The sequence below is a fragment of the Streptomyces sp. NPDC054834 genome (assembly GCF_053611185.1).
The window spans coordinates 73,049-94,385 of record NZ_JBSGZV010000039.1; the positions used below are offsets into that span (position 1 = coordinate 73,049).

The 21,337-nt window shown below is 70.7% G+C and carries 16 protein-coding genes and 3 pseudogenes; 10 read left to right on the forward strand and 9 right to left on the reverse strand.

Going from position 1 to position 21,337, the window contains the following annotated elements:
- Nucleotides 1–768 precede the first annotated feature (768 nt).
- The 5 genes and pseudogenes from ACWGJM_RS36505 to ACWGJM_RS36525 all read right to left on the reverse strand — a co-directional run.
- Nucleotides 769–1,067 (reverse strand): annotated as a pseudogene (locus tag ACWGJM_RS36505) (transposase); the annotation flags it as partial.
- Nucleotides 1,068–1,131: 64 nt separating this feature from the next.
- Nucleotides 1,132–3,333 carry a bifunctional serine/threonine-protein kinase/ABC transporter substrate-binding protein gene (locus tag ACWGJM_RS36510; RefSeq protein ID WP_453416054.1) on the reverse strand — a complete coding sequence of 734 codons (2,202 nt, stop codon included), beginning with the start codon at nt 3,331–3,333 and terminating at the stop codon, nt 1,132–1,134.
- A gap of 10 nt (nt 3,334–3,343) precedes the next feature.
- The gene (locus ACWGJM_RS36515) at nt 3,344–5,674 is read right to left on the reverse strand and encodes a bifunctional serine/threonine-protein kinase/ABC transporter substrate-binding protein (RefSeq protein ID WP_453416055.1); all 2,331 of its coding nucleotides are present in this window, start codon (nt 5,672–5,674) and stop codon (nt 3,344–3,346) included.
- On the reverse strand, nt 5,674–6,510 hold the full coding sequence (locus ACWGJM_RS36520; RefSeq protein WP_453416056.1) for a hypothetical protein: 837 nt from the start codon (nt 6,508–6,510) through the stop codon (nt 5,674–5,676). The genes ACWGJM_RS36515 and ACWGJM_RS36520 overlap by 1 nt, the downstream gene beginning before the upstream one ends.
- A 155-nt stretch (nt 6,511–6,665) precedes the next feature.
- Entirely contained in the window at nt 6,666–9,533 is a 2,868-nt protein-coding gene (locus tag ACWGJM_RS36525) for an ATP-binding protein (protein WP_453416057.1), read from the reverse strand.
- Between the two features lie 287 nt (nt 9,534–9,820).
- Here ACWGJM_RS36525 and ACWGJM_RS36530 point away from each other — a divergent pair, with 287 nt between their 5' ends.
- Both ACWGJM_RS36530 and ACWGJM_RS36535 read left to right on the forward strand, forming a co-directional pair.
- Nucleotides 9,821–10,495 carry a hypothetical protein gene (locus ACWGJM_RS36530; protein WP_453416058.1) on the forward strand — a complete coding sequence of 225 codons (675 nt, stop codon included), beginning with the start codon at nt 9,821–9,823 and terminating at the stop codon, nt 10,493–10,495.
- A gap of 75 nt (nt 10,496–10,570) precedes the next feature.
- Nucleotides 10,571–10,720 carry a hypothetical protein gene (locus tag ACWGJM_RS36535; RefSeq protein ID WP_453416059.1) on the forward strand — a complete coding sequence of 50 codons (150 nt, stop codon included), beginning with the start codon at nt 10,571–10,573 and terminating at the stop codon, nt 10,718–10,720.
- On the opposite strand, the pseudogene ACWGJM_RS36540 reads toward ACWGJM_RS36535, so the two are convergent.
- A pseudogene (locus tag ACWGJM_RS36540) lies at nt 10,680–11,107 on the reverse strand (transposase); the annotation flags it as partial. The gene ACWGJM_RS36535 and the pseudogene ACWGJM_RS36540 overlap by 41 nt on opposite strands.
- 69 nt (nt 11,108–11,176) lie before the next feature.
- On the reverse strand, nt 11,177–11,347 hold the full coding sequence (locus ACWGJM_RS36545; RefSeq protein WP_070029835.1) for a hydrophobic protein: 171 nt from the start codon (nt 11,345–11,347) through the stop codon (nt 11,177–11,179).
- A 246-nt stretch (nt 11,348–11,593) separates the two neighbouring features.
- On the opposite strand from ACWGJM_RS36545, the gene ACWGJM_RS36550 reads away from it, so the two are divergent.
- A complete protein-coding gene (locus tag ACWGJM_RS36550) occupies nt 11,594–11,767 on the forward strand; it encodes a CsbD family protein (protein ID WP_453416060.1) in 174 nt (57 codons plus the stop codon).
- Nucleotides 11,768–12,031: 264 nt separating this feature from the next.
- Here the strand turns inward: ACWGJM_RS36550 and ACWGJM_RS36555 are convergent, their stop codons facing one another.
- Together ACWGJM_RS36555 and ACWGJM_RS36560 are read right to left on the reverse strand one after the other, a co-directional pair.
- Nucleotides 12,032–12,493: a hypothetical protein gene (locus tag ACWGJM_RS36555; RefSeq protein ID WP_453416061.1), complete on the reverse strand. Its 462-nt coding sequence runs from the start codon at nt 12,491–12,493 to the stop codon at nt 12,032–12,034.
- Between the two features lie 89 nt (nt 12,494–12,582).
- A complete protein-coding gene (locus ACWGJM_RS36560; RefSeq protein WP_453416062.1) occupies nt 12,583–13,203 on the reverse strand; it encodes a hypothetical protein in 621 nt (206 codons plus the stop codon).
- Nucleotides 13,204–13,392: 189 nt separating this feature from the next.
- On the opposite strand from ACWGJM_RS36560, the gene ACWGJM_RS36565 reads away from it, so the two are divergent.
- From ACWGJM_RS36565 to ACWGJM_RS36595, 7 genes and pseudogenes are all read left to right on the forward strand, one after another.
- Nucleotides 13,393–14,727, forward strand: a complete 1,335-nt coding sequence (locus tag ACWGJM_RS36565) for a helix-turn-helix domain-containing protein (protein ID WP_453416063.1) — start codon at nt 13,393–13,395, stop codon at nt 14,725–14,727.
- 7 nt (nt 14,728–14,734) lie between these two features.
- Nucleotides 14,735–15,291, forward strand: a pseudogene (locus ACWGJM_RS36570) (transposase); the annotation flags it as partial.
- Nucleotides 15,292–15,726: 435 nt separating this feature from the next.
- Nucleotides 15,727–16,743, forward strand: coding sequence for a GlxA family transcriptional regulator (locus tag ACWGJM_RS36575; protein WP_453416071.1), 1,017 nt, complete (start codon nt 15,727–15,729; stop codon nt 16,741–16,743).
- Nucleotides 16,740–18,446, forward strand: a complete 1,707-nt coding sequence (locus tag ACWGJM_RS36580) for a thiamine pyrophosphate-binding protein (protein WP_453416064.1) — start codon at nt 16,740–16,742, stop codon at nt 18,444–18,446. Before ACWGJM_RS36575 ends, ACWGJM_RS36580 begins: the two co-directional genes overlap by 4 nt.
- A gap of 14 nt (nt 18,447–18,460) precedes the next feature.
- Complete coding sequence (locus ACWGJM_RS36585) at nt 18,461–19,114, forward strand: SRPBCC family protein (RefSeq protein WP_453416065.1); 654 nt, start codon at nt 18,461–18,463, stop codon at nt 19,112–19,114.
- The gene (locus ACWGJM_RS36590) at nt 19,111–20,130 is read left to right on the forward strand and encodes a 3-oxoacyl-ACP synthase III family protein (protein WP_453416066.1); all 1,020 of its coding nucleotides are present in this window, start codon (nt 19,111–19,113) and stop codon (nt 20,128–20,130) included. Before ACWGJM_RS36585 ends, ACWGJM_RS36590 begins: the two co-directional genes overlap by 4 nt.
- A gap of 3 nt (nt 20,131–20,133) precedes the next feature.
- On the forward strand, nt 20,134–21,213 hold the full coding sequence (locus ACWGJM_RS36595) for a histidinol-phosphate transaminase (RefSeq protein ID WP_453416067.1): 1,080 nt from the start codon (nt 20,134–20,136) through the stop codon (nt 21,211–21,213).
- The last annotated feature ends 124 nt before the right edge of the window (nt 21,214–21,337 follow it).

The following is a 21,337-nucleotide window of genomic DNA, read 5'->3' on the forward strand; positions in this document are numbered from 1 at the left end:
CCTGTTGACCAGCCTCACCGCACTGAGCCTTTACCGGTAAGCGTCCCTCGCTCGCTGTGATGGCGAGGACGGTCACTGGGAGGGCCTGCCCGACGGCCACACCCGCGCGGTGACCACCGGCGGCGACGCCGGGGGCGATAGCAACGTCTTCCCGCTCTGCCGCCGCACAGGTCGAGGTCGAACTCATTCCTCTGATCGCGGCCTCGACCGTCGAAGTGTCCTTCGCGGAGCGCGAGTCGATCACCCCCGGCGTTGACTCCGCATCCCGGCCCTCTGCTTCACGGATCGCGCGGAGCCGGTCGGGCAACTCGTGGGTCAGCCCTTGCTTCCGCCAGCGGGTGAAGAACAGGTGCACCGCTTTCCACGTCCAGTAATCCCAGGCAGCGCAGGTTACTTCACGCCTGATCCCAGTGCCGTCACCTCACCCTGAGTCGCAGCTGCCGAATCATGAGGACGACCAGGGCGATCGCCAGCGAAAGGCCCATGGCGTCGAAGACTCCGAGCGCCACGTAAGGCGCGCCGAGAAGTCGCGGAAGCTGACCGAACAGTAGACAGAGCCCACTGAACAGTGGGTACATCCACCGGATGGGACCGCCGAAACGGTGTTTGGAAGCCGTTTTTGCCAGCTCCGCCTTGCCGCGGGACGTCAAGCGGAGGGCAAGGCCGAAGATCACGAAAACCCCGCCGAGTCCAACAAGTAACCAGTCCTGGACCTGCAGCATGGTGCCCCCTTGTGCGTAGAGACGTCTCGGCGTAGGCCGCAGCTGGGTGGGGAGCATACAGCGGCGGGCGGGGGTAACCGCCGTCGGCGATGACCGGGGCTCACGGCAGGCCTGGTCGACGCCGGACTGCGTGAAGGCCAGGCAGTCGTTGCGGCTGCCGGGCAGTGGGATGCCGATCGCCACGATCAGGCGGCTGTTGGCGTCGATGGCGACCTGAGGGTCGGTCGGATACCAGTAGTTCTTGCTGGACGCGGCGACGCTGTGGTGCCGCGTGGGCACCAGGGTGCCGTCGACGATGTAGACGGTGTCCTGGCGCGGCCGACGGGCCGGCGTGATGGTCGTCAGCTGGCCGTACGCCGCGGGCAGCCCTGGACTCATGGGCACTCCGCGTAGGCGGCCGGGCGGCTGTTCAGGCCGTGGCGTCCTGGTACTGGCCGAGACAGCGGAAGCGGCCACCGGACGCCCGGAAGAGATACAGCCCGTCCGTGTTGTAGCGGGTGCTCGACTCGGTGTAATGCAGCCGCTTGGTGATCCCCCGGTAGTCGGTGTCGCGCAGCCGGTTCACGAGCGCACCACGTTCCGCGCGGGACGCGCCCAGCGTCGTCGCGGCGCGGGCCACGAAGAGCGTCGCGTCATAGGCCTCGGCGGAGTACCAGGGCGGGACGGCGCCGTCGAAGAGTGTGCGGTAGGCGGTGACGAAGGACTTCGCGGCCGTCACACGGGTCGGATCGAGGAAGGTGGCGGAGAAGACCCATCCCTCGGCGGCGTCGCCCGCCGATGCGAGGAAGCGGGGGTCGAGGGCGCGCTGGGTGGCCAGCCGGGTACCGGAGTAGTCGGCGGATCGCAGCGCACGGGCCAGCTTCGCGGCACGCGCATATCCTCCGGCGAACACCACCGCGTCCGCTCGGGATTCGGTTAGCTGCTCGGCGAGGGTGCGGAAGTCGCCGGGGGTGTCGTCCTCGGCGGCGAGTACGCGTCGTGTCGTGGTGCCCTGCCCGGGTCGCACGGCCTCGCTGATGCTCGTGCAGATCTCCCAGCTGAAGTCGCCCTCGGCCGCGTCGTCGATCAGCACCGTCCTGCGTGCCCGGGCGGTGCGCACGAGGTACGCGACGATCGGTGCCGACAGGGTGCCGTCGGTGGGGCGGGTGGCCGCGTAGACCCGGTAGGTGGCGGCGGGGACGTCGTCCAGTCCGACCGATACGGAGACCATGGGGAGCAGTGCCTTCTGGTACCGGTCGAGGGCGGCCCGCGCGCAGGCGTCGGTGGTCGGCCCGATCACCGCGCGCACCCGGTCGTCGGCCGCGAGTTGCCGCGCGACCCGCTCCGCCCGGGTCGGACTGCCAGCGTCGTCGTGGACCTGGAGTGCCAGATCGAAGCCGCGGCCGACGAGAGAGTTCAGGTGTTCGACGGCGAGCCGGACGCCGTTCTGCTGGGCGAGGCCCGTCGTCCGATGGCTTCCGGTCAGATCGGCGTGCAGGGCGATGACCAGGTGCGGAAGCCGTGTACGGGTCGCCTGTGCCGCTGCGCGCCCAGGGCCATCCGCGGTCCACCAGGCCGCCGTACCGCCTGCCGCGAGGACCCCGGCGGCCGAGCCCAGCACCAGGAAGCGGCGTCGTGTGGAGCCCTTCGGCGGCCCCTCCGCACCGGGTGCCTCGGTGACTCCGGCGACCGCTGTCCCTCCGGCCACCTCGGTCGCCTCGACGGCCGGCAGCGCGAGGACGGCGGTCGAACGGCGCGCGATCAGACGGGTGAGGGACTCCGGCAACCAGCCCCCGCCCTCACCGCCGGGGTCCCGGCCGTGCGGCTGCACCTCGGCCAGGGTACGGAGCACCTCGGCCACGGTGGGGCGGGATCCGGGGTCCTTCGCCAGACAGTCCCGCAGCAGCGGGCGCAACCCGACCGGAACGCCGGCCAAGTCGGGCTCCTCGTGGACCGTACGCACCAGCACCTGGGCCGCGGAACCACGGCCGAAGGGGCGTTCGCCCGTCACGGCGAACGCCAGCAGACAGCCCAGTGAGAAGACGTCACTGGCCGGCCCGATCTCCCTGCCCCTTCCCTGGGCCTGTTCGGGGGAGAGGAACCCGGGGGAGCCGACCACCATCCCGCTGGCCGTGAGCGCGGTGTCCTCCGGGGCTCGGGCGATACCGAAGTCGATCATCCGCGGACCGTCGACCGCGAGCAGCACATTGCCGGGCTTGACGTCCCGATGTACCAGGCCCGTTTCGTGCACGGCGTCCAGCGCCTCGGCGAGGCGGGCTCCCAGCAACCGGAGCGAGCCGTGCGGCAGCGGCCCGCACTCCTCCACCGCCTCCGCCAACGAGGGGCCCGGCACGAACGCCGTGGCGAGCCATGGCGACTCCGCGTCCGGATCCGCCGCGAGCAGCGGTACCACCCAGGGACTGGCCACCCGGCCCGCTGTCTCCACCTCACGGCGAAAACGGGCACGGAAGCCCGCGTCGTCCGCGTACGCGGCGCGGATGACCTTCACCGCGGCGAGCGAGCCTGAGGTGGAGCGTGCCAGATACACCACGCCCATGCCGCCCGCGCCCAGTCGGCGCAGCAGCCGGTAGCCCCCGATGCGGGTCGGGTCGGCGCCGCGCAACGACTCCATCAGCGCCCCATCAGGTGGACACCCGGTACGGCGCCACGCCCTCGTACATGAACCGGCCGCCGGTGACCTTCCACAGGTAGACGCCGGTGCCGTCGATGACCAGGGCCCCGGTGTCCTTGTGGAAGGCGAAGTTCTTCGTGATCCCCTTGTACGTGGCCGAGCGGAGCGCCGTCGTCAGGTTCCCGCGGGTGGCGCCCCTGGCGGGCAGACTGCCCAACGTCTGCGCGGCCAGGCGCGCCACGTCGTACGCCTCGACGGCGTACCGCTCCGGTGCGGCACCGAAACGGTGGTGGTACGCGGCCGCGAACGCCTTGGCCTGGGGAGCCACGGAGGCGTCCATCACGGGAGCGACGATCACCCAGCCCTCGGCCGCATCCCCGGCAGCGGACAGGAACCGGGTGTCCAGCACCCCCTGGGCGGCGGTCCGCGCCCCCGGGAAGTCACGGTTCTTCAGCTCGCGGGCCAGCAGGGCGGCCCGGTCGTGGTAGCCGGTGAAGACCAGGGAGTCCGCGCCGCCGTCGCGGAGGGCGTCGAGGGCCGGCTCGAAGTCGGTCCGCAACGCGCTCACTACCTTCGGCACGGACGGCTGTCTCTCCTTGAGCAGGATCCGGCTGAGCGTGCTGCTGATCTCCCAGGCGTACGCGTCAGCCGCCCGGTCGTCGATGATCCCGATCGTGCGCGACTTCGCGGTGCCGCGCAGATACGCGTCGAGATAGAACGGCAGAACCGTGTCCGTCGGGCGGGCGTGGAGCAATGACCGGCTGCCCATCACCGTCAGCACGGTGGCTCCGGGCGACACCGCGATGACGGGCAGCAACGCGGCGTCGTACGTGGCGAGTGCGGCCTGGGCGGTGGCATCGGTGGTGGGACCGATCACGGCCAGGACGGAACGGTCGGCGACCAGTCGCTTGGCCGCGACGGGCGCCCCGGCCGGATCGCCGCCGTCGTCCACGGTCTTCACGGCGAGCGTGAAAGACCTGTCCCGACGGGCGTTGAACTCCTCGACCGCGAGCCGCAGTCCCCTCTCCTGAGCCTGGCCGACCGCCTTCTGGTCACCCGTCAGATCGGCGTGCAGCCCGATGGTGTGCACGGGCCGGGCGGTCGTCGGGGCAGGGCCGGAACCAAGGCCCTTGTCCTCGCCGTCACCGGACAGCGCCAGCCAGGCGGCCAGGCCGCCCCCGGCCGTGACGGCCGTCGCGCCACCGGCCAGCAGGAGGAGACGGCGTCTGCCGACGGCGCGACTCTGCGGCGGGGCCGGAGCCGGCGCGTCGGGGCCGCTTGCCGCGGGGTCGATCTCGGTGTCGTCGATGCCGGGCAACGCGAGGCCGGCCGCCGATCGTTCGGCGATCAGCCGGATCAACGGCTCCGGCAACCAGGCGGCTTCGTCGCTGGAGACTTGGTCCTGTGGCGCCTGGTCGGCTTCGCCGTCAGGTATCGGACGGTTCGCCTGTGGCTCGTCCGGGGATTGCGGACGCACCCATAGGGCCTCCCGGGGGTCGGGAGGCGTGGTGGCGGAGGCGGCCGAGTCAGGCTCGGCGGCGGTCGCCGTGAGGGCCTCCGACAGCTCCTTCGCCGTGGGCCGTAGGCGCGGGTCCTTCTCCAGGCAGCCGCCCACCACCTCGGCGACCTCCCGCGGAACACCTTCCAGATCCGGCGCGTCGTGCACCGCCCGGAACAGCAGTGCGTCGAGTGTGCCGGTACCGAACGGAGGGCGGCCGGTGGCCGCGTAGGCCAGTACACAGCCCAGCGAGAAGATGTCGCCTGCCGGTGCCAAATCCCGCCCGCCCTGCGCCTGTTCCGGGGACAGGAAGCCGGGTGTGCCGACCACGACGCCGGTCGACGTGAGCGCGGTGTCCTCCGGATCGCGGGCCACGCCGAAGTCGATCAGCCGTGGTCCGTCGAGCGCCAGCAGCACATTCCCCGGCTTGACGTCCCGGTGCACAAGGCCGACGGCGTGCAGGTCCCGCAGCGCCTGAGCGAGCCGGGCCCCCAGTACCCTCAGGCTCTGCGCGGGCAACGGCCCATGCGCGGCGACGGCCTCACCGAGCGAGGGCCCCGGCACGAAGACGGTCGCGAGCCAGGGGGTCGCCGCCTCGGGGTCCGCGTCCACGAGGGATGCCACCCACGGGCTCGTCATCCGGCGGGCCGTTTCCGCCTCGCGCCTGAACCGTTCCCGGAAGTCGGCGTCCTCGGCGTACTCGGCCTGGATCACCTTCAGCGCGACCAGGGATCCGCCGGCCGAGCGGGCCAGGTAGACCACACCCATGCCGCCCGCGCCGAGCCGCCCGAGCAGCCGGTAGTCCGCCAGCTTGGCCGGGTCGGACGTACGGAGCGGTTCCATCACTTCCCTTTCGACCGCTGCTGGATACGCACCAGCATCTGTGCCAGGGCGTCGGTGCCCAGTTGATTGAGTTCCGCCTGGGTGTACCCCTGCGCGCCCGTCACGGAGACGGCCACGACGACAGTGCCGAGGCGGGCGACCATCCACCGGTACGGCTGGGTGCCGCCGCCCTTCTCCACGTACTCACCGGCTTCGAACACCGAGTCGTCGGCGTACTGCTGCTCGCGGGCGCCGAAGGGAGTGCCGAGGGACATCAGGCCTGTGATCCGGTCGTCGGTCCGTGGCTGCTGCTCCGGGCAGCGCAGAACTTCCTCGAGGGTGGTGCTCAGCTGTTCGTCGGCGCCGAGGACGGAGGTGTGCGCGGTGGCCACGGCCGTCACCTTGACGGTGCCCTTGCCTCCCTCGCCGGGCCGTCGGCCGTACCGGGAGACGCTGGCCAGTACCCCATGGGGGAGTCTCTGCCGCTGCCAGCGGCAGCCGCCGTCCAGCACGGCCCAGGTGCCCGGAGTGCTCTTGGCCGGGCTCTGGGCGACGAAGCCCCGACCCCAGTCGCCGGGGCCGAGTACGACGGAGTCGACCAGTGTGCGCGCGTCCTTCGACGTTCTGGGCACGAGCGCGGTGTCGGGTGGGGAGACGGAGACGGCGCTGGAGCCGCCCGAAGGCGTGGCTTCGGCGGTGGGCGAGGCGCTGTGTACGGTCGACCCGGTCTTCCGGGAACGCCCGTCGTCAGCCTCCTTGGCCGAGCCGCCGGAACCGCCCGCACAGCCGGCCAGCAGACTCCCCGCCACCAGCAGGGTCACCCAACTCCCCCGCACGCCTCTGGTGTTGTCCTTCACTCAGTCCCCTCGTCACGGCTCGCGTCGTACGACTCCCCGAACGTAGACGGCCGTGCCGGACGTGGCCTCAGGGAAAACACGTAACTGGGCACGTATTCCGCTACGAGGCGGCACTTGACGAACTGCGGCCTTCGATGGCCGGATCACCGTCCCGCTCACGATCCGGCCCCCAGCCCGACGCGCGTCATGAGGCTCGCCAGGGCCGAGCGGGACGGCACGGACACCTTGCGGTAGATCGAGGACAGATGGGTCTCGACCGTGCGTCGGCTGAGGTGGAGCCGGGAGGCGATGTCCTGGTTGCTCAGGCCCTCCGCCACCATCCCCGCCACCTCCAGTTCACGTGTCGTCAGGGCAGCCAGTTCCTCCGGCATCGCCGGCGCGTCCGCCATGACCTGTGGGCGGATCAGCTCGGCCAGGTCCACCAGCAGGCGAGCGTCACCGCGGACGGCGATCCGGTGGGCGCGGTGCCACATCGCGGCCGCGCGCGGTCCTTGCCCGGTGCGCTGGACCAACGGAGCGGCACGCAGCAAGGAGTACGCCTCCCACAGGGCCAGGCCGCAGTGGGCGTATTCCTCCGTGGCCGCGTCCAGGAGACGTACGGCCTTGTCGATCTCCCCGCGGTGCTCGGCCAGCGCGGCCTCGGCGCGGAATGCGGCCGCGCGTTGCCCGCCGAGGCCCAGCCGGTGCGCCTCGCGGGCGGCCTGTGCGGCCCAGCGCGTGGCCCGGTCGAGGTCGCCTGAAGCAAGCGCGGCGCCTACGAGGGTGTCGAGCTGCCCCGGGCGGATCGACGGTTGCAGCAGGGGCAGTTCACGGCCGCCGCCCGCGGTCGTGATCGCCTCCTGGGCGCGATACGGATCGCCGTTCACGTAGGTGGCGTGGCCGAGCATGCACCACGCCAGGGCGGACCACCAGCCCCTGCTGCCACCGGCTGCCGCGACGGCTTCCTCGCCGGTGGCCAGGGCACTGCCGTCTCCCAGAGGACGGGACAGGAGGAGCACCAGCGTCTTGATGGCGAGGGTGAACGCCAGCAGGTCACTGCTGCCCACGGCCCGGGCGATGGACTCCGCTTCCTCGGCCGACTCCAGCGCGGACGGCAGCCGGCAGGTGTGGAGGCAGACGAAGGCCCTGCTGGTCAGCAGGTGCGGCAGGACGTGGAGTTGTCCGCTGCGGCGGGCGATGTCCAGGCCTCGGTCGATATGCCGTTCGGCGTCGGCGCAGCGGTCCAGCAGCGCTTCCGCCCAGGCCAGCCAGACCAGCGACTCGCACACATCCGTGAGGTCGGGGTCGGTCAGCGCGTCCGCGAGTTCGCCGGCCGCGTCGGCGAACTGGGCGGCCGCTTCCGTCTCGCCCTCGTATGCCTCTCCCAGGGCCGCCAGCGCCAGGGCCGCCGCTTCGCCCGTCGGGTCGTCGTGGGCGCGTGCGACGGCGACGGCCTGCACGACATCGACGCGCACCTCGGGGTAGGACGCGGTCAGCAGGGCGGACATGCCCAGGGCCAGCCGCAGGGAGACCGCCTGGCCGGCGGGCGGGCCCGGAGTGCGGGACAGCTCCCGGCGCAGCAGTGCGGTGGCCTCGGGGGAGTGTCCGAGGTGCCGTTCCATCACGGCGCACTGGGCGATGGCCTCGGTCCGCAGCTCGGGGTGGTCCTTGCCGGAGGTGTCGATCAGGGTGTGCAGCAGGTCCCGGCTCTCCCGGAGGTTCCCGCTGACGCCGAGGGCACGGGCGCGCGCCAGAACGAGTTCGCCGCGCCGCCGAGCGTTGCCGGGTGTGTCGGGCATTCTGTTCAGGACGACGTCAAGCAGGTGGGCCGCGGTGGCCGGCGCGGTGGAGGCGAACTGTGCGGCGGCCTCGCTCAGCACGGCCGCGGCCTGCGGATCCCAGCCGGTGAGCGACCGTTCCACGTGGTGGGCCCGCTCAGTGGCCGGGGCTCCGCTTTGGGCCAGTTCCCGCGCGGCGCGGCGATGGACCTCGGCGCGCCAGGCGGGCGAGGCGTTCTCGTAGACCAGTGCCCGCACCATCGGGTGGCGCAGCGCCCAGCGCCCGCCCGGGCCCAGGCGCAGCACGTCCCGTATCGACAGGGCGCGGGTCTGCTCCTCCACCTCCTGGACCGGGGAATCGGTCACCACGGTCAGCATGGCGGTCGTGGCATGGTCGCCGAGGGCCGCCACCGCTTCGACGACTCGGCGCTGTGCCGCGGTCAGTGAGGTCAGCTCGTCGAGCAGGAGCGCCGCGAGTCCGCCCGGCACGCCCAGAGCATCGGTGCTGTGGTGATGGGCGGTGATACCGCGCAGCGGCGCTCCGTTGCGGTACGCGTGCACCAGCGAGAGGAGATAGAGGGGGTTGCCCTCGCTCGCGGCGTACAACTCCCTGGCGTACTCGGGAGGCAGGTCGTGGGCCAGCGTGCGGATGGACTCCTGCTCGGGGAGCGGCCCCAGACCGACGTGGAGCACGGCGCCGCTGTCGGCCCCGCGCGCCAGAGCCGCGGTCAGGGACGTCGGTGTCTGCCGTGTCCGGCGTGTGAGGACCAGCAGGACCCTGCCGTGCGCAGGATGCCGGATGAGATGGTCCACGAGTTCCCGGGACGCCGGATCCGCCCAGTGCAGGTCGTCGATGGCCAGGACGAGACCGGGCTGTGCCAGTCGGCTGAGCAGCGCGGAGATCGTACGGTGCAGCGCGAACCGGGCGGTGGCGCCTGAGTCGGGAGCGCCCTCGGGCGCGTGCCGGACTCCATGCAGCACCGCTGCCGGAGCAGGGCCTGTGACCGGAGTGCCGGGAGCGGCGTCGGCGAACGCATCGGTGAACGCCTGGTAGGGAACGTGTTGTTCGTACTCTGTGCCCCTGCCGCGCAGCACCGTGTATCCGGCCTGCCGGGCCCGGGCGCAGACTTCTGCGAGGAACCGGCTCTTCCCGATGCCGGGTTCACCGGAGACATCGACGACCCGGGCGACGCCGGTCTGCCCGAGATCGGCGAGCACGGCGTCGATCCGCGCGAGCTCCGAGATTCTGCAGACCAGTTGTGCCACGCCCCGCGCCCCCCACCGGGAACCTGCCCGCCCCGGTCCGTAGATCTCTGTCCTCACTGCCAACCTTAAGGTCAGGCACTGACACACAGGTGCCGCAGACGAGCCAAAAGACCGTCAGCCCCGTACGAGCCCGGGCGTGAGCACGCGTCGGTCGCGTGAAGAACTTACGTAGTTTCCCCGATGTCGCAGGTCCCGACCTCGGGGAACATCGTCCTTCGCCACTTCGACCGTTCTCGGTCGCCTGTCGCACAGGGGCGTACGGCGAGACGTAGAAGGAGAACAGGCGTATGACGACTCGGCCGCCGGGCGACGCACCGCTCCCCGACACGGCTAAGGACGCGGACCTGCCCTGGGTCTCGGTCAGGCCCGACAACGGGACACTCAAGTCCCTGCTGGTCAAGGGCTCGCCGCTCATCGCCATCGGGGCGTTGCGCATGGGCCTGATGATGGACAGGGGGCGCGGCACGTCGGCCGGGTCGGGGACGACAGGTCTGGTCATCGGGATCCTGGCGGTCGTCTTCCCGCTGCTCTGGCTCGGGGCCCTGTGCGCCCTGCGCTGGGCCAATGCCGGGATCCTCCTGGAGGATGGCGTCCTGACGGTACGGAACCGCTGGAACCACAAGGTCCTGCAGGTCCCGGTGTCCTCTCTCACTGGGCTGCACACGGTCAGGACACCGATGGGCGGCGCGCCCGACAGCCGGATCGTCGTCACGTCGAAGACCGGTCGGCCTCTGCTGCTCGACCCGCGGCTTTGGGACGCTCATGGACTCAGGGAGCTGTGGCAGCATCTGCGTCTGCCCTTTCAAGACCACGGATCCCTGAAGTGGCCACTGCTGAGGAAGCATTTTCCCGGGATACGCCCGCCGTGGCGGCACACCCATATCGGTCTGTTCACCACGCTCGGCGTGATCGTATGCATTGCCTACATCGCACTGATCGTGAACCTGCCCTTCCTCCTCTGACTTGGGCAGTACGACTCGGGCCTTGACGGAGACTGTGGCCACAGTTGTCGACCGACGAGCGAGGGAGAGAGCACGATGGCGGGGATCACCGGGAAGACGGTCCTGATCGTCGGGGCGTCGTCGGGGATCGGTGCGGAAGTGGCGCGCCGATCGGCCGTCGGCGGCAACCGTCTCGTCATCGTGGCGAGCCCGGTTGCGGTGCCTTCCGGGCGAACTTCGGTGTGATGCCGCGGGCCCGGAAGAAGCCGACGGTACTTGTCGTAGTCGTAGCCGCGGTCGGCGAACAGCCGGCCTGGTCGATGACGTGGCCTGCCGCGAACCCCACGGATGCGGGGTAACGCGTCCAGCAGGGGCATCAGCTGCGCGACATCGTGACGATTCCCGCTGGTCAGCGAGACGACCAGCGGAGTGCCATGCCGGTCGACGATCAAGTGGTGCTTACTGCCGCGCCGAGCCCGGTCGACCGGCGAAGGTCCGGCGTGAGCCTTTGAGCGCCCGGACGTGCACGCCGTCGTCCATGTCCAGCAGACCCGCGGCCCGCAGCTCCGCCAGCAGGACCTCATGCAGCTGCGGCCAGACGGCGGGATGTGCCCTCGCCCATGAAGTGGGGCCCGGCCGTTCCCAGCCGGGCCCACGTCAACCTCCGTCAGCAGCAGCGCTCCTCACATCGAGGGCCCGGGTCTACCAGCGATACCAGCGACCCTTGCGGCCCGTACCGTCCGCGGAGCGGACGACGAAACCGAGTAGCCACACAACCAGCACGATCACCGCGATCCACCACAGTGCCTTCAGCGCGAAGCCCGCGCCGAAGAGGATCAGAGCCAGCAGAAGAACCAGAAGCAGGGGAACCATCGTTATCAACCTCCTGGCCACCGGATGCCCTTACTTCACCCCTACAAGCGCACAAAATGTGTGTTATTTCCACGGGATGAAGGGCAGGCGCGCCCGTGCCCGATTCCCCCTCTCTGTCTTCTCATGCACCGCAGTCACGCATGGCCGATCACTCAATGCGTTGCTCTGGCCGTGGGTTTACCAGCGTCGTGAGGGGCCATGCGCACAGCCAGCACCTGATACAGCCAACCGAGGAGGCTGAGCAGCATGGCCGCCAGCGAGAAGGCCCGGGCCGAGGCCGAGCAGGCCGTCGGCAAGGCCGCCCAGGCAGTCGGACGCGCCACGGGCAACGAGAAGCTGATCGCCAAGGGGCACGCGGCCGAGGCCGCGGGCAACGCCCGCGACACCAAGGAGTCACTCAAGAACACCGGTCGGCACTGACCGCCCCGAAGCACCCTCGCGTGAGGGCTGGCCCCAATACCGGGGCCGGCCCTCATGTAGCGTCCGCGACGGGCAGGTGCACACCTCGCCCTGACCGACCGACGGCCCAGACCCTCGCGCACCACTCGGGATTCCCGGTAGGCCGGGCCGAGGTGACGGACCTGACGGAACGGCCGCTGCACCAAAAGTGGCTTGGGCTTCGAGCTGCGGCCGTTCCAGATCCTCACGGTGTGGCTGCGGCCGGCGTAGGGGCCGCTGCCTCCCTTACTTCCCGCCGATGCCCTTCTCTCCGATGTGGAAGATCTTGCGGCTGTCGCGGGTCATGTCGACAACGAGCCTGGTGGTGCTGTTCTTGCTCCAGGTGAGGGTGACGACGGCCTCCGTGTAGCCGGCGGTGCCGCTGTCGGTGACCTTCCAGGCCAGCGGGACGTTCTGGGCACGCAGGACGCCGTCGGCGTGCTCCTTCTTCTCCCAGGCGTTCAGTTCCTTCTGGAAGCCGGCGGTGAGGTAGTGGCTGCGCAGTGCGGCCCCCAGGTTGCCGCTGTCCTCGTCGGTCACCGCGTCGATGTAGGCGCCGTAGAAGTCGGCGATGCGGGTGATGTTGTCGGACGGCTTGCCGCTGACGCTGCGCGGGGTGCCGGCGGAGGCCGCCTGGGCGGTGGCGCCGAGGCCGAGGGCGACGGCGAGGACGCCGGCGGTCAGGGCCGTGCGGGTCTTGCTGTTCATGTGTGTTCTCCGTTTTCCGAAGTGTGTGGTGATCGTCGGTGGGCCGCCCTCCCGACCCCCGTGGCGAGAGGGCGGCCCGGGTCATGCGGTCAGTGGAGCTTGTTCACCGCCGTGGTGGCCGTCTTGTTGAAGGCCTTCACCGGCGCGTCCTGGAAGCCGCCCATCTGGCCCCAGTCGACGACCGTCACGGTCTTGCCGTCCCGTCCGACCGCGAGGAGGCGGATGTCGCTCGCTCCCCAGGAGGTCTCGGTGTGCAGGCCGTAGAGACGGGCGCCCTCCTCGACGGGCAGCGTGCCGTAGTCCTTGAACGTGACCTCGAGGTCCGGGTCGGCTTTCTCGGTCCGTGCCGCGCAGGACTTGATGTCCTGGTTCAGCCGCGAGAACCGGCCCTTCGCCACGCTGACGCTCGACGACTCGACGCTGACCTGACGGGCGCTCGTGTCGAGGTCCGTCCGGAAGTCGCGGTACCAGGAGTCCCGGTCGTCGCCGAGCACCATGCCCAGGCAGCGGTCCAGTTCCACCGCCTCCGGCACGCCGGCGGTGACCTTGCCGGCCGTCCAGGACGAGGAGGGGTGCGGCGGAAGGTCCGTGGCCGCGAGGAAGCCGGGTGTCTTCGTGGCGGCGTTCGCCGGTGCGGCGAGCGCGGTGCCGAAGGCGAGACCTGCGGCGGTGAGTGCGATGAGCGCGCCTGCTCGGGTGCGCTTGGGCATGGATGTCCCCCGTGAACGAGTGCGTGGGTGTCGGATGTCGCGGCGACGCCGGTGGGTCGGTCCGGCCCTGGTCGGTGCGACACCAAGAGCATCGGCCGTCACGGGAGCCCGACGCAACGCTCGACGCCCGTTCGGCGACGGTGGAACCATCCCAGCCCTTCTGACGTGCAGGTATATGGAGTGCCTGGGATGGGGGATTCGGTGGACGACGGGGGAACGGTGTCGGCTCGGGACGACGTCGAGCAGTTCGCGGAGCTGCTGCGGCGGTTGAAGGACCGTACGGACCGGAGCTACGGCTCCCTGGCCCGGCGCGTGAACATGAACACCTCCACGCTGCACCGCTACTGCGCGGGGGAAGCCGTGCCCCAGGACTTCGCACCCGTGGAACGGCTGGCGGCCTTCTGCGAGGCGACGCCGGAGGAACGACTCGAACTGCACCGGCTGTGGCTGCTCGCGGTGGCGGCGCGGCAGCGGGTGCGTACGCCGGCTGCGGCGGGTGAGGACCCGGTGGACGAAGCGCCCGCTACCGTCGATGAGGCCGCCGCGCCGCAGGTCGCGGAAGAACCCGAGCCCTCCCCCGCCCCGGCTCCCCGCCCCTGGTACCGCCGCCGGCAGGTCCTGGTGTCCACCGCTGTCGCCTGCGCGCTGCTGGCGACTCTGGGCAGCCTGGCGGCCCTGCCGACGGACCGCTCCTCGGACGCGTCCGGCCCGCACGCCTCCTCCGGCCCGCGGACGACCGCTCCCACGACGCCCCATCGCTCGTCGCAGCCGAAACCGTCCGCGAGCTCCTCCCCCACCGACGACCGGAGCTCGTCCTCACCCGGCGCGAAGAACAAGGCCCCCGGCTCGTCCACCGCGGGCACGGATCCCACCGGCGCCGGTAAACCGGCCACCGGCCTGCCCGTCACCTGGAGCGCCGACTCCCAGGTCTGGGACCTGGGCTGCGGCCACGACTACGTCATCGACAAGCCGCCCGCACAGGTCCCCCCGCCCCCGGTGCAGCAGGACGCCGCAGCGTGGGCGGCAACGCAGGGGGCAGTGCACGGGCGGCAGACGATGGTGCAGATCTCGGTGCAGGGTCGGTCCTCCACGGCCGTCGTCCTCGAGGCGCTCCGCGTCCGCATCGTCAGCCGCGGCAACCCGGCCGCCGGCAACGCGTACGCCATGGACCAGGGCTGCGGCGGTGAACTCACACCCCGCAGCTTCACCGTGAACCTCGATGCCGACCGCCCCATCGCCCACCCGAAGGACGGCGCCGACAGCGAACACACCATCCCGGCCGTGCACTTCCCGTACCGCGTCTCCGCCGAGGACCCCGAAGTACTGCTGGTCGACGCGACGACCCAGACCTACGACGCCCGCTGGTACCTCGAGCTCGACTGGTCCTCCCAGGGCCGCACCGGCACGATCCGCATCGACGACCACGGCCGTCCGTTCCACACCAGCAGCATCAAGGGAATGCCACGCTACTGGTACGGCACGAGCGACTCCGGCGGGCGCCAGTGGGTCCCCTACGGCAACTGAGCGCGAGTTCGCCGGCAAGGGCGCCCTCGCCAAGGCGATCGTGCTGCGCGCGCTCGCCTCGCCGCTGCCGGTCGCCTGGGTGACAGCGGATGCCGCCTACGGGCAGGAATGCCGGTTCCGGCGGGTGCTGGAGAACGCCGGTGTCCCCTACGTGCTGGCGGTGCCGAAGTCCCAGTTCACCGTCGGCTGCCCACGCATCGATCGCCTCTTCGCCCAGGTCCCGCTACGCCCCCGCGGACGTCGTCGGCGTGGACGACCTGGTGCGCGTCGCAGTAGCCGGTGGGCGATCGAGAAGTGCTCCCAGGCGGCGAAGAGCGAGTGTGGCCTGGACCAGTACGTGGTGCGTCGCTGCATCGGCTGGTACCGGCACATCACCCTCGCGGTCTCGCGCATGACTTCCTCGCGGTGATGACCGCCTGCTCTGCCCGATCACCGGATGGCTGCGGCGGTACCAATGGGGCTGTGACGACGCCTTGCGACGATCCCGCCGACCCCGAGTTGGTGCCGGTGCCGGTCGGGGTCGTGCTGCCTGCCGATCCGATACTGGGGCATGCGGAGCAGTAGGTCGTCGCGCGGCTGCGGAAGCGGCGGCTGGCGGCCTCGGGCTGTTCTGTCTCGGCCGCGGTCCGGCCCCGCCGGAAGACACTTTCCGCGGCGGTCCAGCCAGCGGGAGGTGTACCCGGGGACGTCGACGATGGCGGGCACCCGGGCCGGTCCGGTCTTCGGGGCGAGGTGGGATTCGAACCCTCGGCCTCTGGGGCATGAGCCCAGCGCGGTCTGCCTCATCGGCGCCCCGCAAGAAAGCCGGGAACAACACCAACACTTGATCGCGCCGGGGACGAGCCCGCTCCCTGTGAGCTGCCTCACCCACCGCTATCGGGTCCGGCGCACAAACCGCCTGGTCAGTAACCCTCTCCCCCAGTCGACGCCTGCCTGTTGGCCGGATACGTCAGTAATCTGTCATTGCAGCCAGTACGACACTCGATACAGGCTGTGACCGTGTTAGAGCGACGTGTTGTGGTGGTGGTGTACGCGGGCGCGATGGCGCTGGACATCACCGGACCGATTGAAGTTTTCGATACCGCCAACCGGCTCCTTGCCCCGCCGAGCACCCCCTACCGGATCGAGGTGGTCTCCGCCGACGCACCACTGGTGCGCACGAGTTCAGGAGTGAGCGTGGAAGCCGCGCCACTCGAGGCGGGACAGGGACCGATCGACACACTCCTTGTGCCGGGCGGATGGAGTCTCAGCAACGCGCTCCGGGACCAGCCCTTGGTTTCCTGGATCGGCCGGGCAGCGGCCAGGTCGCGCAGGGTCGCCTCCGTATGCGGCGGATCCTTTCTGCTGGCCGAGGCGGGCCTTCTGGACGGCAGACGCGCCACCACGCACTGGGCCTACAGCGAGGCGATGGCCTGCCGCTATCCGGACGTGACGGTGGACGCCGAGCCGATCTTCGTCTGGGACGGGCCCTTCGTGACCTCAGCGGGCGTGTCGACCGGCATCGACATGGCACTCGCCCTGGTGGAGGCCGATCACGGTGCCGCGCTCGCGCTGGAGACGGCACGGTTTCTGGTGCTCTTCCTCAAGCGGCACGGAGGGCAGTCCCAGTACAGCGCCGTCCTTGACGCCCAGTTGGCCGACCATCCGCCGATCCGGGCCGCGCAGGAGTGGATTCTGGACAACCTGCACAACCCGTTGCCCGTGGCCGAGATCGCGCGGCGGGCCAACATGAGCCTGCGCAACTTCGCCCGGGTCTTCAGGCGCGAGGTGGGCGCGACCCCCGGCCAGTACGTCGAGCGGACGCGTATCGCCCGCGCGCGCGAGCTGCTGGAAACCACCGATCTGACGATCAGCCAGATAGCGGGCCGCTGCGGATTCGCCGCCCCCGAGACATTCTTCCGCTCCTTCGGACGAACCCTGGGACTCACCCCGAAGGAGTACCGGCACCGCTTCCAGGTCATATCGCCATCCGGCCTCATCGACCGGCACCACGAGACGGACAGGAGCCCCGCATGACCATCACGACCTCGGACGCGCCCGAGGCAGGAGCGTTACGCCTGGTCGACCACCTGGCCGTGGAACTCGCCAGGGCCGGCATCACTCATGTCTTCGGCGTCGGCGGCGCGAACATCGAGGATCTGTATGACGCCGTTCACCGCGGAAGCGCCATCCGCAGCGTCGTCGCCAAGCACGAGTTCTCCGCGGTCACGATGGCTGACGGATACGCCCGAACCACCGGACGCCTCGGCGTTGTTGCCGCCACCTCCGGCGGCGGTGCGATGAACCTGATACCGGGCCTGGCGGAGGCGTACGCCTCCCGGGTGCCCGTGCTGGCCCTGGTGGGCCAGCCGCCCACCGGCCAGGAGGGCCACGGAGCGTTCCAGGACTCCAGCGGCAAGGGGGGCTCCTTCGACGCCGGGGCGGTCTTCGCACCGGTCTCCCGGTTCTGCGCCCGGGTCGAGGACGCGGACCAGCTCATGGAGGTGCTGCCCCGGGCGGTGTCGGCGGCGCAGGCCGATCCGCGAGGGCCTGCGGTGCTGCTGCTGCCCAAGGACGTACAGCAGGCACAGGTCCGGTTACCCGGCCGCAGCGCTGCGCCGACGGCATCGGTGGCACGGCTCGACGGCGCGGCCCTCACCGCCGTGACGGACACCCTTCTCGGGGCCGACAACGTCCTCGTCATCGCCGGTGAAGGCGTCGCCGCCACGGATGCCCGTGCGGAGCTGGCCGAACTGGCCCGCAGACTCGGGGCGTGGGTGGCCGTCACCCCCGACGCCAAGGATGTCTTCGACAACCGTGATCCCCGGTTCGCCGGCGTAGCCGGGGTGATGGGCCATGCCAACGTCGAGGACTGTCTGCGGCGGGCCGACGTGTGCCTGCTGGTCGGTACCCGGCTTCCGCTTCTGGCACGCGGCGGTCTTGACCGGGCCCTCGCCACCACCGCAGTCGTGTCCCTCGGTCCTGAACCACCGTTCGTGGCGGCCACCGCATTGGGCGGGGACCTGCGGGACGCGCTGCGCGCGGTGACCTGCCGGCTCCCGCGGCGCCCCCATGCCTGCCCCCAGCACGCCGGTCCCCGCCCCGCACCGATGCCGGGCCCGGTTTCCCCGGCCCGCGGGCGAACCGTCCCCTACACCCAGGCGGTCGCCGCGGTGGAGGCGGCACTTCCCCAGGACGCACACGTGTTCGTGGACGCCGGCAACGCAGGTGCCAGCGCGATCCATCTCCTCCCGGCACCACGCCACGGCCGCTTCGTGGTGGCGGTCGGCATGGGCGGCATGGGCTACACCTTCGGCGCCGGCATCGGCGCCGCGCTCGCCACCGGGCGACGCACCTACGTACTCGCCGGCGATGGGGCCTTCTTCATGCACGGGATGGAAGTGCACACCGCCGTTGAGTATGCCGCACCCGTGACCTTCGTCATCTTCAACAACAACGCTCACGCCATGTGCGCGTTGCGTGAGGAGCTCCTCCACGGCGGCGTCCGCAGCGACGACCTGTTCGGCTGGACCGACCTCGCCGCCGGGGTGGCCGCTGCCTTCCCGTCCCTCGACGTCACCGGAGCCGACGACGCGGCGCAGTTGCGCAAGGCGCTGCTGCGCAGCAACACGAGCGGCACCCCGGCCTTCGTCGCGCTGGACTGCGACCCGGGGGAGATCCCACCTTTCCTGCCCTTCCAGCCCTTCGCAGAAGCGACCGACAGTACCGAACGCCCCTAGCAAGGAGAATGCAGATGAGCGAGGAGTCGTCCACATTGGCTGACATCCCCGGACTGATGCGGATCGAGAACCCCGGCAAGGAGGAGCTGACGGCCCACTGCATGGAGCTCACCCATGCCGTCTACCCCCACCATCAGGTCTACGGGCAGTACTGCACCATCCACGAGTACGTCGACTGCCCCCCTGAGCAGGCATACGACTACCTGCGCCAGGGACACCACCTGGAGGAGTGGACGTGCAGCCTGCGGGACTTCGCGCCCGCCGGCACGCCGGGGGTGTGGGTCGGGTACGACCGGCTCGAGGAGGACACCAAGATCTACTGCAAGGTTGTCGCCAACCCCGAATCCATGACCGTGGACTACCACTGCTCCTGGGACCAGGGCGAGAAGCTGTGGATGATCTACCTGATGCGCGTCGTACCGGCCCGCGTGGTGCTCGACAAGCCAGGATCGGTGATCACGTGGACCAACTGCCGACACCCCTACTACGACGCCAACCCGCACCCCGACATGACTCCCCGCCCGGACCGGCCCTGGGTGGGCGACTATTGGGACCTCTTTTACGCGGGCCACACGGTCGAGATGAACAACCTCAAGGCGATCCTGGAGTACCGCCACCGCAATGGCCGGCCGGTCAGCGTGGCCCCGGCGAAGGCGGTGGCGCGGTGACCACGGTCAGCCTCACCGACGTCGCGAGCTACCTCCCCGGCGAGCCGGTCCCCGCCGAGTTCTACACCGAGTACCCCGGCGCCGAGGACAAGCTCCGCAACCACCCCATGTTCAAGGTCCCCCAGTCACGGCACCACGTGGCCCCGGACGAGACCAACGCGGACATGGTCGAACGCGCCGTGCAGCCCCTGATCGAGCGGCACGGCAGGGACGAGATACGAGGCGTCGACGTGCTGTTGGTGCACAGTCAGCTGCCGGACCTGCCGTTCACGGGCGCCGGCACCGAGGTGGCTCGCCGGCTGGGTCTGAACCCGGAGTGGCTCGTGGACGTGGCCAATACGGGCTGCGCGTCCTTCGTGTACATGCTCAAGCTGGCCCGGCAGATCCTCACCACCACCGACGCGAAGACGGCGCTGATCTGCAACGCGCAGAGTGCCGCGGGTCAGTGCTTCACCCAGTCCGAGGTGCGCAGGCTCGCCCAGGCGGCGATCCCGGGCGACGGCTGCGGCGTGGGATATGTGACGACGTCGGCCGGCACGCCGGTCCTTGACGTGGAGACCCGGCACATCGGCGAGTACGCCGGGGACATGACCGTGGCGGTCGACGACGGACGCAAGTACTGGGAGCCGGGAGAGTCCCAGCTGCGGATCGGGTTCACCGATTCCAGCGTCGCCAAGGTTCTGGCACGCGGGAACCGCCTCGTCCCCGAAGTGGTCACGGACCTGTGCCGACGACTCGGCGTGGCAACCACCGCCATCGACGTCCTCATCACCAATCAGCCCAACCGCACCTTCCTGCGAAACTGGCGAGAGGCGCTGCAACTGCCGGCCGAACGGCACCTGAACACCTTCGAAGAGTACGGGAATCTGTTCGGAGCGGCGATCCCGATCACCCTGGACCGCGCCATCCGCTCACGGCAGGTCGAGGACGGCGACCTGGTGGTCCTCGGAGGGTTCGCGCACGCCGGCGACTTCGCCGGTGCCGTCGCCGTCCGCTGGCAGAGCGGGCGGGGCTGACCGATGAGCGTTCCCGTGCTGCACCGACTGGCCCTGAACGAAAGCCCGTACCCGCCACTGCCCTCGGTGCGCAAGGCGATGCAACAGGCCGTCGCCGAGGCTCACCGGTACCCGCAGTTCTACCCCGACGACCTCGCCGAACGGATCGCCGCATGGTGCCGAGTGCCTCCCGACCACGTCGTGGTGGGCAACGGATCGGTGGGCGTGGCACTGCAGTTGCTTCGGGCAGTCGTCGAGCGTGGCGATGCGATGGCCTACGCCTGGCGCACCTTCGACGCGTATCCGCTGCTGGCCGACATGGTCGGCGCTCGCCCCGTTCCCGTACCCCTGTCGCCGGACGGACACCAGGACCTGGGCGCCCTGCTGGCCGTGCTCGACCACCGCACGCGCGTCGTGGTGCTGTGCAGCCCGCACAACCCCACCGGAAGCCTGGTCACCGCCGACGCCCTGTCGGCGTTCCTGCACCGGGTCCCCCGACACGTCACCGTGCTCCTCGACGAGGCGTACGTGGAGTTCGCCCGCGACACCAGCCTGCCGGACACGTCCGCGCTCCTGAGCGCACACCCCAACCTGCTTGTCCTGCGCACCTTCTCCAAAGCGTACGGCCTCGCCGCCCTGCGGGTCGGCTACGGACTGGGCGGCTCCGGCCTGGTGGCGCGGATCCGCCGGAACCAGCTGCCTTTCGGGATCAACGCGGTGGCAGCGGCGGCCGTGAAGGCCTCACTGCGAGCCGACAGCGAGCTGCGCTTACGCGTGGACACCGTCGTCGCCGAACGCGAACGGCTCCGGCATGAACTCCTCGGGCTCGGCTGGCACATACGTCCGGGCCACGCCAATTCCGTCTGGCTCGCCGCGCCCGATCCGATCGATGAGGGCGCCGCGGCACTCGCCGACGCCGGTGTCCAGGCGCGCCACTACCCCGGCGAGGGACTCCGGCTCACCGTCGGCAGCCGGGAAGCCAATGACGCCGTGCTCGCCGCGCTGGCGGGAGTGGGCCGACACGGAGGCCTCCGGCTGTCGTGCGTCGACAGCACCCCGGCGGGGATGCTCGCCCCGTACCGCCGGCGCCCGGTGAGCGGATAGCGGCCAGGCGGGTGCCCCTTCGCCGGCGCAGCAGCTGCCTGGCCGGCTCGGCGCCCTTGCGGCTGTCAGCCTGGGCTGTGCGTCAGGTGGAGCGTCGGATATGGGCGGTCGCCCTGGCCAGGGC

Coding starts and splice junctions, on each gene's coding strand:
- ACWGJM_RS36510 (WP_453416054.1), bottom strand. CDS start 3,333: ATGGAGTCGTTGCGCGGCGCCGACCCGACCCGCATCGGGGGCTACCGG.
- ACWGJM_RS36515 (WP_453416055.1), bottom strand. CDS start 5,674: ATGGAACCGCTCCGTACGTCCGACCCGGCCAAGCTGGCGGACTACCGG.
- ACWGJM_RS36530 (WP_453416058.1), top strand. CDS start 9,821: ATGACGACTCGGCCGCCGGGCGACGCACCGCTCCCCGACACGGCTAAG.
- ACWGJM_RS36535 (WP_453416059.1), top strand. CDS start 10,571: ATGGCGGGGATCACCGGGAAGACGGTCCTGATCGTCGGGGCGTCGTCG.
- ACWGJM_RS36545 (WP_070029835.1), bottom strand. CDS start 11,347: ATGGTTCCCCTGCTTCTGGTTCTTCTGCTGGCTCTGATCCTCTTCGGC.
- ACWGJM_RS36550 (WP_453416060.1), top strand. CDS start 11,594: ATGGCCGCCAGCGAGAAGGCCCGGGCCGAGGCCGAGCAGGCCGTCGGC.
- ACWGJM_RS36555 (WP_453416061.1), bottom strand. CDS start 12,493: ATGAACAGCAAGACCCGCACGGCCCTGACCGCCGGCGTCCTCGCCGTC.
- ACWGJM_RS36560 (WP_453416062.1), bottom strand. CDS start 13,203: ATGCCCAAGCGCACCCGAGCAGGCGCGCTCATCGCACTCACCGCCGCA.
- ACWGJM_RS36565 (WP_453416063.1), top strand. CDS start 13,393: ATGGGGGATTCGGTGGACGACGGGGGAACGGTGTCGGCTCGGGACGAC.
- ACWGJM_RS36580 (WP_453416064.1), top strand. CDS start 16,740: ATGACCATCACGACCTCGGACGCGCCCGAGGCAGGAGCGTTACGCCTG.
- ACWGJM_RS36585 (WP_453416065.1), top strand. CDS start 18,461: ATGAGCGAGGAGTCGTCCACATTGGCTGACATCCCCGGACTGATGCGG.
- ACWGJM_RS36595 (WP_453416067.1), top strand. CDS start 20,134: ATGAGCGTTCCCGTGCTGCACCGACTGGCCCTGAACGAAAGCCCGTAC.